The 13790-nt window shown below is 61.5% G+C and carries 7 protein-coding genes; 4 read left to right on the top strand and 3 right to left on the bottom strand.

What is annotated here, in order from left to right:
- Window positions 1–41: 41 nt before the first annotated feature.
- The gene (locus tag AC5S27_RS04745; protein ID WP_493933418.1) at window positions 42–3608 is read right to left on the bottom strand and encodes a TonB-dependent receptor domain-containing protein; all 3567 of its coding nucleotides are present in this window, start codon (window positions 3606–3608) and stop codon (window positions 42–44) included.
- Window positions 3609–3831: 223 nt separating this feature from the next.
- Here AC5S27_RS04745 and AC5S27_RS04740 point away from each other — a divergent pair, with 223 nt between their 5' ends.
- The 3 genes from AC5S27_RS04740 to AC5S27_RS04730 all read left to right on the top strand — a co-directional run bounded on the left by AC5S27_RS04740 (window position 3832) and on the right by AC5S27_RS04730 (window position 8822).
- On the top strand, window positions 3832–5028 hold the full coding sequence (locus tag AC5S27_RS04740; RefSeq protein WP_493933417.1) for a hypothetical protein: 1197 nt from the start codon (window positions 3832–3834) through the stop codon (window positions 5026–5028).
- A complete protein-coding gene (locus tag AC5S27_RS04735) occupies window positions 5012–6664 on the top strand; it encodes a DUF8832 domain-containing protein (RefSeq protein WP_493933416.1) in 1653 nt (550 codons plus the stop codon). Before AC5S27_RS04740 ends, AC5S27_RS04735 begins: the two co-directional genes overlap by 17 nt.
- Before the next feature lie 79 nt (window positions 6665–6743).
- A complete protein-coding gene (locus AC5S27_RS04730; protein ID WP_493933415.1) occupies window positions 6744–8822 on the top strand; it encodes a PP2C family protein-serine/threonine phosphatase in 2079 nt (692 codons plus the stop codon).
- A gap of 124 nt (window positions 8823–8946) precedes the next feature.
- Here the strand turns inward: AC5S27_RS04730 and AC5S27_RS04725 are convergent, their stop codons facing one another.
- Together AC5S27_RS04725 and AC5S27_RS04720 are read right to left on the bottom strand one after the other, a co-directional pair.
- Window positions 8947–11604 (bottom strand): Ig-like domain-containing protein, encoded by a 2658-nt coding sequence (locus AC5S27_RS04725; RefSeq protein WP_493933414.1) that lies wholly within the window; start codon window positions 11602–11604, stop codon window positions 8947–8949.
- Window positions 11605–11918: 314 nt separating this feature from the next.
- Window positions 11919–12182, bottom strand: coding sequence for a UBP-type zinc finger domain-containing protein (locus AC5S27_RS04720; RefSeq protein ID WP_493933413.1), 264 nt, complete (start codon window positions 12180–12182; stop codon window positions 11919–11921).
- 156 nt (window positions 12183–12338) lie between these two features.
- On the opposite strand from AC5S27_RS04720, the gene AC5S27_RS04715 reads away from it, so the two are divergent.
- Entirely contained in the window at window positions 12339–13766 is a 1428-nt protein-coding gene (locus AC5S27_RS04715) for an alpha/beta hydrolase family protein (protein WP_493933412.1), read from the top strand.
- Window positions 13767–13790: the final 24 nt, after the last annotated feature.

Below are 13790 nucleotides of genomic sequence, written 5' to 3'. Positions count from 1 at the left end.
TCGCGGTTAGCGAGTCAGTTAGTTAGCGGCTTTGGTTAGAACTAGTAGATCAGCTTGAGGCTGAACTGGATCTGGCGGCTGGTGCCGGCTGTTTTGCTGATTTCGCCGAAGCCGGAGCCGTTGATGGTGTTGGCGGGCAGGCCCATGTTGACGATGTTGAAGATGTTGAAGAACTCTGACCGGAACTGGAGGTCTACGAGTTCGGCGCCGGACTTCCGGGTACCGAAGGGAGTGTCTTTGATGAGGGAGAAGTCGAAGTTGTAGAAGGCGGGGCCGCGGAAGGTGTTGCGGCCGAGGGCGCCGAAGCGGCCCTGGTTGGGACCGGAGCCGTCGGGGAGGTTGACCGGGATGTTGAAGTAGGACTTGTTATTGTCGCCGAGGCCGAAGTAGTCTTCGCGGACTTTGCGGGCGGTGGAGAGTTTCGGTTTGCCGATCTGGTCGGGGCGGTCAGCGCCTTGCGAGCCGTAGCCGGTTTGCTGGACGCCGGAGAGGATGGTGAACGGCGCGCCGGAGCTGATGGACGAGATGCTGAGCAGTTCCCAGCCCTGTGTGACTTTGCGGCTCACGGGATGTAGGAAGCCTACCTGTTCGCCGTGGAGGTCTTGAGCGAGCGAGAGGGTGAAGCCGTGGGTGGTGTCGAAGTTGGAGGGGGCTTTTTCGGGATGAGTGTTGTAGGGGTCCTGCGAAAAGCCGGGGGTGACTGCGCCGGTTGAGCCGGTGCCGCCGATGACGATGCTGGTGTCGTCGATGGACTTGCCCCAGGTGTAGCTGGCCTGGATTCCGGGGCCGCCGTGGGGGACGGTGCCGGAGAGCGATGTCTGCAGGGCGTGATAGCTGGAGTGGGCGGTGTCGTCGATGACGTTCTCTACGCCGAGGCCGCCGATGACGGCGCCGGCGGCGTTGAATTCGGTGTCGGGAGCGAAGCCGGGGCTGGCGTAGGGGTAGGCGTTGGGAAAGCTGATGCGCGGCAGGTGGTTGGACGTGGTGCCTACGTAGTTCACGTCGGCAGTGAGCTTGCCGATGGGGCGCTCGAAGCCGGCGGTCCAGGTGTAGAGATGGGCGTTGGTGAAACGGCGGTTGATGCCGCTGAGGTTAAGGGCGCTGATAATGTCGCTCTTGCTGAGGGCGGCGAGGTCCTTCTGGTAGCGGTCGATGTCGACGATGGTGTTGGCGGCGACCTGCTTGGGATGGTCGGTGTCGATGACGTGACCGGATGCGTCGTAGATTGGAGGCAGCTGCGCGGCGGTGATGGAGAAGCCGTAGTTGACCGGTGCGTTCTGGGCGGAGACGAGGCGCGGATAGATGGCGTAGGGCGTGGAGCCGGTAAGGAAGTTGTCCTGCCAGATGTTGGGCTGAATGATGGTGATGCCTGCGCCGGCGTGGACCTGAAGTTTCTGCGTGGCCTGCCATGTGGCCTGGACGCGGGGGGCGAAACCGGTCTTGCTGGTCTGATAGCCGGGCTGGGGGTTGACCAGGTATTGCTGCTTGCCGTCGATACGGAGGAAGCCACCGGTGCGCTTGGCGCGCTCGGTGATGGGGGTGTAGAGCTCCCAGCGAAGGCCGTAGTCGAGGGTGAGGCGCGGGGTGACCTTCCAGGTGTCCTGGGCAAAGGCGGTGTAGCCGTTGCGGCTGATGGCGGCGGGGCCGGTGTGGGGTCCGTCGGAGACGCCTGGGGGTGCGATGGCTACGGTGTAGGCTGCAGGGCTGCCGGTGAGAAATCCGGAGAGCGTGTCGGGGAGCAGGTTGCCATAGGAGACGTTGTGGGTACCGCTGGCGGAGTAAATCGTTCCCGAGTAGGCGGAATAGGCTGAGCCGCCGCCGAAGTCGTATTCGCCGTTGGGGCTGGTGCCGAAGTAGGTGGTGTCGCGGTTGACGCGCACTTCCGCGCCGAACTTGAAGACGTGAGCGTGGCGAGTCAAGGTAACGAGCTGGCGGGCGTGGAAGAGATTGCCGTAGGCCTGCATGACGGAGCCACCCGGTGCGTTGAAGGCTTCAAAGAGAGCGTCGTTGAATTTGACGGCGGGGTCGGTGTGGTTCTCCGTCGGAAAGCCGGGGGTACTGCGGGTGATGCCAAGGAGCGATTCAAAGACGAGGTTGGGCGAGCTGGTGTGGGTCCAGGAGCCCATGACGTTACGCTGGTGGTCTTTATAGGTGATGGCGAAGCTGCGGTCGATGGCGGTCTGGTCGGGGTTGGTGGTGGGACCGTTGAGATCGTTGTAGTTGAAGCGGGCCAGGAACTGGTCTTTGCTGGTGATGCGGTGGTCGAGGCGAATGGAGAACTGGTTGGCGTTGGTGACAACCTTGGATGAGGTGGCGTAGGTGTGCACGCCATAGGCTCCGCTGGGCAAGTTGGGCAGCGGGTAGCGGGCGAGGATGGGCGCCATGCTGGCGGCGATGGGGACATAGAGCGTGTCGGTCGCGGTCGAGTTGTCGGCTAGCTTGTAGGTGACGACGTCGGGGACGGTGAGAACTCCGGCGGGGTCAACGACGGTGGCGTTGCGCTCCTGTTCGGTGGGAACGGGCAGGACCTGGGTGGTGCCGAGGACCTGGCGGAATCCCTGGGTCTGGAAGAAATAGAAGCTCTTGCCGCGGCCATCGTAGATGTGGGGGATGAAGATGGGGCCGCCGTTAGTGCCGCCGAACTCGTTGCGGCGGAATGGCGGGATGCGGCCGGGGGTAAGCGGGGTGGCGTGGTCGAAGTAGTTGCGGGCGTCGAGGGACGAATTCCGGAGGAACTCGAAGAATGACCCGTGGAAGCCGCTGGAGCCGGAGCGGGTGAGGATGTTGGTGAATCCTGCGGCGCCGCGGCCGATTTCGGCGGGCATCCAGCCGGAGCTGGATTGGATGCCTTCGACGGCATCCACGTTGAAGTTGGAGAAGGTGGCGCCGCCCATTTCAGGATCGCTGATGTCGGAGCCGTCCATGGCGAAGACGGCTTCTACGCCGCGCTGGCCGTTGATGGCGAACTGGGCGGTGAAGTTGGTGGCGCCGTTGGAGTCGGTGCTGGTGCCGGCTGCGAGGAGAAGGAGCTGGCTGAAGTCGCGCTTGTTGAGCGGGAGGCTGCTGACGGCTTCGCTGGAGAGCTGTTCGCCGCCGGAGGTGTTGGGCTGGTCTTTACTCGTCTGTTTCGGAGCGCCAGGGGCTGGGATGGGCGCGGAGAGCACGGTAATGGCGGTTTCACCGGAGCCGGTGGGGGCGAGGGTGATGGTGAGCGCCGGGTTCGGAGTGCTCACGGCCACGGGGTGCGGGTAGACGACTGTGCGTTCGCCGACGGAGATGGTGAGGTTGCAGGTACCGGTGGGGAAGATGTGCAGGTTGAAGTGGCCGTCAGCAGCGGTGGTGGCGACCTGCCTGTCTCCCTGGCAGTCAAGCGTGACCTGCGCGCCGGCGATGGGTTTCCCGGCGGGGTCGGCGAGCTGGCCGTTCACGCCTTCGACGTTCAGGGGAACGGTGGGGCCTTGCAGAGTGGCTTCGGGTTGGGGTTTCTGGGACTGAGACTGGAACTGAGCTTGAGCTACGCAATCGGTTGCGCAGAAGAGAGCAAGAGAGAGAACGATGAGCAGGTGAGGACGGCGTCCCCACGAAGGTGGTGCGAATGTGGCTTGCAATGTCGTGAACCTCTTGGTACTGCCAGGTCTCGTACAGGTAAGTCGATTCGCCCAGATGCAGAATGTGAATTTGAGCCCGGGGTCCGTGCCTTGCAACGAGTCGAACCATAGTAAACGAGTGAAGAAACGGCTTCCAAGTGACTTTCGGGATATGTGCCATAAGCAACAGTCTCGTCTGTTGATCAAAAGGGACGTAAGATGGTGGGACAGAGGAGACATCCTGATGGCAACAACGTGGAATGCAGCGGATTTGGGTCCGGTTCGCAAGCCGGAGAGCGCGGGGATTCCGTGGTACCTATGGTGTGCGGTGCTGGCGGTGACTTCGGTCTCGATTGGCGCGCACTGGGATGTTTCGTGGCACCGGTCGATTGGGCGGGACAGCTTTCTGACGCCGGCTCATATCGCGATTTATGCGTGCGGGGTGCTGGCGGCGATCTGCTGTGGATACCTGGTGCTGAACACCACGTTCCGGAAGCCGGCGGCGATGGTGGCTTCCTCGGTCAACATCTTCGGTTTCCGTGCGCCGCTGGGGGCGTTTATCGCTTCCTGGGGCGGGATTGCAATGCTGACGTCGGCGCCCTTCGATAACTGGTGGCACAACGCGTATGGGCTGGACGTGAAGATCATCTCGCCTCCGCATACGCTGCTGATGCTGGGGGTGTTTGCGGTTTCGGTGGGGACGCTGATTCTGCTGATTGGCGCGATGAACCGGGCGAATGCCGCGGGGAATGCCACGACGGCGAAGCATCTGCAATGGCTGCTCTTGTATGTGGGCGGGCTGATGGTGGTGTTTCAGATGTTCTTCCTCATGGAGCACACGTGGGATGTGGTGCTGCACCAGGCGGATGCGTACCAGTGGATGGCGGCGGGGATGCCGACGATGTTTGCGATTCTGTGGACGACTTCGCGGAACCGGTGGGCGTCAACGATTACGACGACGATCTATACCGTGTTCGTGATTGGGACGATCCTGATTCTGCCGCTGTTTCATGCGGAGCCGAAGCTGGGGCCGGTGTACCAGCAGGTCACGAACTTTATTCCGCCGAAGTTTCCGATTCTGCTGATTGTGCCGGCGATCCTGATCGATCTGCTGTGGACGAAAACGCAGACCGGGACTCGGGACTGGAAGCCGTGGCTGGTGGCGCTGGCGACGGGGCCGGTGTTTGTGCTCTCGCTGGTGGCGGCGGAGTGGCCGTTTGCGGATTTTCTGATGACTCCCGCGGCGGCGAACCGGTTCTTTGGGACGACGTACTTTGCGTATGCGGAGCCTTCGACTTCGTTTGACGTGCTGCGGAAGTTTGTCGATCCGGAGACGGGGTGGACGCTGTGGAGCGGGCTGCTGTGGGCGATGCTGTTTGCTTCAGTGAGTACCTGGCTGGGGATCAAGCTGGGAAGGTGGATGCGTGGCATTCAGCGCTAGGCTTCGGATCGTTCTGCTGGCGATGATTGTTGGGTTGTTGCCTGCGGCTGCTCTGGCGCATGTGGGCAGTCCGGATATTTATGCGGATGGGCAGGCTGGGCCTTACAAGCTGTATGTGACGGTGCGGCCGCCGCTGGTGATTCCTGGCGTGGCCGAAATTGAAGTGCGGTCGGAGGGTGGCGTTTCGGGGATTCAGGTTGCGCCGATTCCTCTGGTGGGCGAAGCCTCCAAGCATCCTCCGGTGGCGGATGCGATGAAGCAGTCTGCCGGGGATAAGCAGTTCTTTACCGGATCGCTTTGGATCATGGCGAGTGGGTCGTGGCAGGTGCGGTTTACGGTGAAGGGCGACAAGGGCGACGGGGTGCTTTCGATTCCGGTGCCAGCTACTTCTTCTTCGACTCTTGGGATGCAGGCGGGGTTGGGGACGATCCTTGGCGGGTTGGGCTTGCTTTTGGTGGTTGGAGTGGTCGGGATTGTGGGCGCGGCGGCTCGGGATTCACAGTTGCCTGCCGGAGAGACTGCGAAGCCTGCGAGCCGGAAGAAGGCTTGGATTGCCATGGGAGTCACGCTAGCGTTGATGCTAGCGGCGGTGTGGTTTGGGAATGTGTGGTGGAAGGGTGAGGCGGATGATTATGCCCACTATGTCTATAAGCCGTTGACGATGACGGCTGCTCTTAGTCCGAACAATCTGTTGACCCTTAAAATTCAGGATCCGGGGTGGTTGAAGAGCCGGAAGACCAACGACTTCGTGCTGGATCATGACCACCTGATGCATCTGTATCTGCTGCGGCTGCCGGGGTATGAGGTGGTGTACCACTTGCATCCGGAGCAGGTGGCGGCGGGGGAGTTTCAACTGGCGCTGCCTACTGTGCCGGCGGGAGACTACCAGGTGTATGCGGATGTGGTGCATGCTACCGGGTTTCCAGAGACGCTGGTGGCGCGGATCCAGTTGCCGGAGATTGCTGGCCGGCCGCTGGCTGGGGATGATGCGAAGGGCGTGGCTCCGGCGCTGAGCCCGCTGCCGACAGGGAACGCGTGTCCGGTGAGTCCGGTGGCTGGGCCGCGGTTTGCGCTGCCGGATGGGTACACGATGGTTTGGGAGAACGCGAAGACCTTGCCGGCGAAGAGTGCGCAGGTATTCGAGTTTTCATTGCTGGATGCGGCGGGGAAGCCTGCGTCCGATATGGCGCTGTATATGGGGATGGTGGGACATGCGGCGTTTGTGAAGGATGATGGGACGGTGTTCGCGCATGTGCATCCTTCGGGGACGGCTTCGATGGCGGCGCTGATGATGGCTGCGGCGCAGAATCAACCGGATCCTAAGAGTAATGCTTCGGCAAAGGCGATGGCGGCGATGCCGGATATGGACAGCGACGATGACGATTCCGGGGACAAGGATACGGCAAAGGACAAGAGCAACACTGGGTCCGCTGGTTCGATGGACAAGGCAGACGGCATGGCGGGCATGGACATGGCGGGCGAGAAATCGAATGCTCGCGGAATCCCCAGTAGAGTTGGGTTTCCGTATGGCTTTCCTACGCCGGGGGCTTACCGGATTTTTGTGCAGATGAAGCATGGGCAGACGATCGAAACGGCGGCCTTTGATGCCTGCGCGGGGGACCCAGTAAAGCACTAAACGGTCCGAACTTTGGCTGAGAACTTGATTACCCCTGAGCGTTGAAGCCGGTGACGGCAAATGCGTACAGAAACGACGTATGCGGTGGTATTCTCGGCTGGTGCGCTACCGCCTTGCCATCAAGGCTTTGTTCCTGCTTTTTGCCGCGCATTTAGCCGGCCAGCAGCCTCCCCTGAAGCCCGCTCCGAATGCCTCACCGACACTGGTGGTTCAAGGTGTTGGCAAGGGCGTTGTGCCGCTTGAGGGTAACTGGCAGTTTCATATTGGGGACGATGCGCGCTGGGCCCGACCGGATTGGGATGATTCGGATTGGGAGTCGGTCGATGTGAACCGGTCGTGGGGTGAGCAGGGGCATCCTTCGTATGCCGGGTTTGCCTGGTACCGGCGGCATATCGAGATTCTGCCGACGGCGGGCGGCACGCAGGATTACCGGGTGCTGATTCCCTATGTTCAGGACGCGTATGACGTGTACTGGAACGGCGTGCTCGTTGGGCATTATGGGCAGTTGCCGCCGCATCCGACGTGGTTCTACTGGCAGTTTCCGAGTTCATTTCCGTTGCGCGGATCGGCGTATGGGACGCTGGCGATTCGCGTGTGGAAGGCGCCGCTGGAGGCGTTTTCGGCGGCTGAGTCGGGCGGGCTGTTTGAGGTTCCTCTCGTCGGCGATGAGGAATCGATCAAGCTGCATGAGCACTCGATTTACTGGACCTATGTCCGGGATGATTTGTTCGAGTATTCGCTGGTGCTGCTGCGCTGCTTTGTCACGCTGCTGTGCTTGATGCTGTGGAGCAGGAACCGCAAGGAGCGGTTGTTTGTGTGGGTGGGCGTGTTCACCGTTACGCCGGTGGCGCTGGAGATCCTGGAGCACCTTTTCCTGATTCCCTTCCCTTACGGACTGGCGCGGTGCCTGAACCAGCCGATCTATGTGCTCTACCACATTTCGCTCTGGTATCTGCTGCTGTATCTGCTGCGGCTGAACGATAGCCGGCGGCTGGTGCGGTGGACTCGAGTGCTGTCGTACCTGACGATGGCTGCCGGATTGGTGGATGGACTGCTGGCGCTGGTTTGGGACCAGGCGACGCCTGTAATGCAGTGGGTGGACGGGCTGATGACGACGTTCATCCTGTTAGCGCAGGTGTTTCTGTTTGTGCTGATCGGCAACGGAGTGCGGCGGCGGCTGGATGCTTCGCGATGGGTAGTAGCGCTGAGCGCGCTGGTGCTGCAGATGATCGAGACGACGGCGACGGCGACGGCGCTGGGGCAGCGGTTTACCCACTGGACGCTGTTTGCAGACCTGATCGATACACCGCTGTTCACGATCCAGGATGTGCAGTTCCGGCCGCAGCAGGTGACGGCGATTCTACTGTTTGTCGCGATCATCTACGCGGTTTACCGGTATGCGCTGGAGCAGCAATCGCGGCAGAACGTGCTGGAGCGGGAGATCCAAAGCGCCCGGGAGATTCAACAGGTGCTGATTCCCGAGGCGCTTCCTTCCCTGAAGGGGTATGCGGTGACGAGCGCTTATCAGCCGGCGTTGGAGGTGGGCGGGGACTTTTTCCAGATGCTGCCGCGGGACGACGGTTCGACGATTGTGGCGCTGGGCGATGTGAGCGGCAAGGGTTTGAAGGCCGCGATGAATGTTTCGATGATCGTCGGCGTGCTGCGCGCGCTGGCCGATGCTAGCCCGAATCCGTGGGAGATTCTGGTGGGGTTGAACCGCGCGCTGTGCGGACGGATGCATGGCGGGTTTGCTACGAGTATTGTGTTGCGGCTGGACCCGGATGGCACGGTGACGTTTGCCAATGCCGGGCATCTGCCGCCGTTTTTGAATAACAGGGAATTTGAGTTGGAAGGTTCGCTTCCGCTGGGTCTGGTTTCTTCCGCGCAGTATGGCGAGGTGGCGCTGCAACTGAAGCCGGGTGACCATCTGAGTTTGTACACGGATGGGTTGCTGGAGGCTCGCAACGCCGAGGGCGAGCTGTATGGGTTTGAGCGGCTGCATGCGTTGCTGGGCCAGCGGCCTACGGCACAGCAGGCGACCGAGGCTGCCGCGACGTTTGGGCAGGATGACGATATTACGGTGTTGACGCTGACCCGGCTGGCCGCCGGTGAGGAAGAGACGACTTCGCTGGTGGCGCCGTTTCTGGCTTCTGCATAGGCTGGTCTCTCCTAGTCTGCTGGTTCACGGATACTTTCCGGCTCGGCAAACATGGCCATGCAAATCAGAAGGGCCTTTCCTTGCGGAAAGGCCCTTCTGTTCTTACTGCGTTGTTGTGCGATCTTTACTTGGGGGGAAGGACGCTGAACTTCAAGGTCTGCGAGGGAGCCGCTGCGTAGTTGCCTTGCGCTGCGTAGCTGATGACGATAGTGTGGGCGCCGGTGGCCGGAGCAGCGATGGAGAAGGAAGCGACTCCGCCACTGAGGGGTAGGGAGACGGCAGGGCCGCCGTCGTAGGTGTAGGTGATGTTGCCGCTGGCACCCGCGGCGACCGGCTTGGTGTAGACCTTGCAGGAGTAGGGGGTATTCGCCGGAAGAACAGGGTTGACGCAGGAGACAGAGAGCGTGACCGGCGCCGGGGTCACGTTGAGGATGACCGGAGCGGAGAAGCCGGGAGGGTTGATTCCGTCGCCAACGTACTTGGCGCTGAAGGTGTGCTGGCCCGCGCTGAGAGCCGACAGATAGTCATAGGTCGCAGAACTGCCACCACCGGCGCCCGAGAGGGTCAGCGTTGCCAGTGACGTGGTGCCGTCCAGCAGTTGCACGGTGCCCTTCGGGGCGTGAGCCGGATCGGTACCGGGCAGCAGCTTCACGGTCGCGGTGATGCCGGATGGGTACGTAATGGCAGCAGGCGACAGGGTGAGCTGAATCTGCGTGTCGTAAGAGCCTGTCACTGTGTAGTTCAGCGTTTGCGTGGTCTGGTTTCCGGCTGCATCGACTGCGAGAACAGAGAAGGTCTTCGTTCCGGGCGAAAGCGTGTCGACCGGGCTCATGAGGGTTGGGGTCGAAGCTGTGCCCTGGGCATAGGTCTGCGTTCCGCAGCGAACGATGCCGGAGAGCGCATCGGAACAGCTGAAGCTGGCGGTGACGGGGGTGCCGAGCGGGTAAGTCGCCTGGGCCGGTGAGAGCGTGATGGCGGAAACCGTGGGTGCTACCGTATCCACGTTAAGCGGGAAAGTGTAGAAGCTGGTGGACCAGTTGCCCTGAGCATCCTGGGAGAACTTGAGCTCTTCGGTGCCGGCGCAGTCCTGCGCGTAGTAGTGGATGAGATAGCGGCCGTTGGCGAGACCGGAGAGGGTCTGGACGGGCGGCGTGAAGACGGAAGCTACCGGGCTGGTGGGGTTCGTTGGCGTGGGGCAGCCGTTGGAATCGACGACGGTGGTGTCTGTCGGGATGATGTCCCCCGGCGACGGGACCGCTGTGGCTGGGGAGATGCCGTAGGTGATGTTCTGGATAGGCGATGCGACGAAGCTTGCTGCGCCGGGCAGCGAGGTGCCGGCCAGGTTGGGCGGGAGACTGGAGAGCGTGACGTTAGCGGTCGGAGTGTTGATCCATCCGCTGGCGGTCTGTCCGGCGACGCTGACCGTGGTCAGATCTTCGGGGACCTGGGCAACGCTGATGAAGGTGGAGTTGGGGCGCGTGGTTCGGCCACCGCTCGAGTAGGAGCTGGAGGATGAGCTGGTCGAACTTGTCGAGCTGGCGGCGTTGGCGTGGACGGCGGACCTGGCGTTCGCATGCGGTGTGGCAGCAAGCTGCGCCTGCGCGGCGTTGGTTACGCCGGAGAAGCTGGTGAGGAGGTTCTGCGGGCAGTCCTGATCGGCGAGGCCGGAGGCGGGGTCGAAGGTGCAGGGTCCGCCTGTCCAGCCTTCCTTGGCCATGAGCAAGCCGATGCCCTGGTGGAAGGTGACGCCGCTGGGTGTCCCGATGTCAGGCAGGGTGAAGGCGGGGCCGTCGAACTGGTCCTGGAAGATTTCGTTGGGAATCGACGAAATGGGGCACTGCGCGCCGGTCGGGTCCGTGCCGGTGGCGAGCTTGCACTGCAGCGTGTAGAGCTTGCAGGCGGGCTGGCCGCTGGGGAGGGATTCGCCGAGGTGCACCAGGCAGCTTGAGGTCGCGAAAGAAGTGCCGGGGGTGAAGGTGGACTGATAGACAGCGGGGTCGAGCGGCTGGTCGCCGACCTCGGGGATGGTGCCGTCGACGATGTTCAAACTACCGGCTGCCAGGGCTGCGGTGAGGTCGTAAGTGAAGCCGATTCCCTGGCCGTCGGTGGGGTTGAAGGTGAAGTCCTGCGCGAGCTGATCCGGCGTCGGATTGCTGCTGGGGATCGGGTTGCCGGAGACCAGGGCCGGGCCGGTGACGCCGGTCTGGGTACAGCTGGTGTTGAGATAGAGCGTTGAGTTGCCGAGATAGAAGCCTTCGTCCTGAAGGCTGATGGTGACCTGCTCACTGCCGGGAACAAGGAGGCTGCTGATGTCGATGGGCTTGACGCCGCCGACGGCGACGAAGTTATCCGGATCGCCACCGATGTAGTTCACGCCGGCGGGAGGGAATTCGTAGGCCGAGGAGAAGCAGTTCTGAAACGGGATGCCGATCGCGGATCCGTTGACGCCGCCGACGCAGACGTTGGTGGGACCGTTGATGGACTGGCCTGCCGTCACGGTGACGTTGATGTTGTTGTCAACGAGCAGATTGCCTGTGCTGTCGGGCGTGGAGGACAGGATCGCGGTGATGGGCGAGGCAGCGCATGTGAGGTTCAGCGTGTTGCTGTTGAAGTTCACCGCGGCGGCTCCGTAGCCGGTGCCGGCGGCAGAAGCACGCACGTTCACAGGCGAGAAGAGCTGAATGGAATTCTGGCTGGCGACCTGAGCGAACAAAGTAATCGACGTTCCGGCGAGACAGAGGGCGACCGCAACGGGCCGCAGGATCGAAGAATAGAACCGCATATAAACTCCTGTGGTAACAGCCACCCAACGCAACTTGGTAACGGCAATGAAGCTGGATTTCGCATGCGCCGGTAACATGCAAAACGAACTTAAGTGGGATGCGAAACAGCACCCTAACATCGGTGAATTCAGCGTTCTGAAATGATCCCCACATGATTTATATACGCCGACTCATACATGTCAACATGAAAGCGAAAAACAGGCTTAAATAGGGCAAATGAGCCCGAATTGGCAACAAGATATTGCCAAATTGGGCTCATTCTTGCGAGAGGTAAATTGCGGCTTTCTTCGTTGCAACTTAGAGCGTTCGAGTGTTAGTCGATATAGGTTTCGTCGATATAACACCAGCGCCATTTTTCGCCTTTCTCCGCGGACTGAATGATCGGGTGCTGAGCGGCAGTGGCGTGGGCGCGGGCGTGGCGGTTCTTGGGCGAATCACAGCAGCCGACGTGGCCGCATTCCAGGCACATGCGCAGGTGGACCCAGGTGTCGCCAGTCTTGAGGCAGTCTTCGCATCCTTTGGAGGATGGCTTTACGGCTTTGACGTGTTCTTTGACGTGTGTACAGGCTTTGGCCATGTTGGATCTCCCTGAGCGGATACTTCCAAGCGATCCGGACGAGACTAGCGTAACTGGTTGGGGCTGGATGTGGGAAGGGTTTGCGAGGATTGGCTGGCCGCTATACTGGGCTGGTGTTTTCTGGCTTGTCTGCTTCGGTCTGAAGGATGAGGTGCTGTGCGTCCCTTTGAAATTGCGATTGTGTGCCTGGTGCTGATCGGGCTGCTGGCGGCGCGGGTGTTTTCGCGTAAACCCGGTGCTGCCCTTCCTGCCTGGGTGTGCTGCGGTTTGCTGGTCGTGGCGGTGGTGCTGCATCTGCTGCTCGAGGGCGCTCACTGGCAGTTGGGGCCACTCTATCTTGCCGTGCTTGCAACCTTGATTCTGCTGCTGATTCACGACCTGCGGAGAGCGTGGAAGATTGCTGCTGCGCTGGTGGTGATGCTGTTGGTTGCGACGAGTTGCGGGCTCTCGTTTGTGAAGCCGATGTTCTCGCTGCCGAAGCCTACGGGACAGTTTGTCGTTGGCACGCGGATCATTGCTATGACTGACGCGAGCCGTAGGGAAGATGCTTTCGTGGGAGATCAGCATCCGCGCGAGGTAGTGGCGCAGATCTGGTATCCGGCTGCCTCTTCCAACAACCATCGCGCGGCGTATCGCAGGCTCAGCGAGACTACGTGGAAGACTTCGCACCAGAGCGTGGTGTGGACCAATGCTCGTCTCGATGCGCCGGTGGCGAGGGGCGCGTTTCCTATCCTGGTGTATAACCCGGGATGGAATGGGTGGAGGTCGCAGAACACGGCGCTGACCGAGGAGTTGGCGAGCCATGGGTATGTGGTGGTCGCGATCGATCATCCTTACAACTCGGGACCGGTTGAGGTGGCGGATGGGCGTGTGATTCAACCGGTGCCGACGCCACAGCTTTCCGATGAAGTGACGAGTGCGCAGGCGGTGTATGCGCTGATTGATGCGGAGGTTGCGAAGGAGACGACCGATGCGCAGTTTGTGCTGGCGTTGGTGGAGCGGATGAACGAGGATGCTGCGGGCCCGTTCTATCATCGGCTCGATTCTTCGAAGATTGGGGCGCTGGGGTATTCGCTGGGTGGGGCGGTGGCGGCGGAGCTGGCGCTGCGCGATGCTCGCGTTGGGGCGGTGATGGATCTCGATACGCCGTTGTATGGGCAGGCAGGCAAGCTGGGCGTGCGGCAGCCGTTCCTGCTGCTGTCAGAGGAGATTGCCCATTCGACGCCGGAAGAGCTGGCGCGGATGAGCTTTGGACAGCGGCGCGATGCGGAGATGGATGAGGGCGATTATGCAAGGCAGTTGCCGATGCTGCGCACGGCGGGGAGCTACCAGATTGTGCTGCATGGGACGCTGCATACGAGCTTTCAGGATGGGATTTTGATGTCGCCGCTGCAGCGGTTTTCGGGGGCTGGCGCGATTGCTCCGGAGAGGATGATTTCGATTCTGCGGCAGTACACGGTGGCGTTCTTTGATCAGTCGCTGCGCGGGGTTGCTTCGCCGCTGCTGGCGGCTAAGACGAGTCCATTTCCTGAGGCAGAGGTCTTGTATAGCTCTTCGCCTGCGGGAACACAGGCAAGGAAATGATTCAGGCGAGCGGATCGGCCTGCG

It is taken from the genome of Acidicapsa borealis (genome assembly GCF_059115245.1).
The sequence above is the reverse complement of the archived record's forward strand: the minus strand, read 5'-3'. Positions and strand labels throughout refer to the sequence as shown.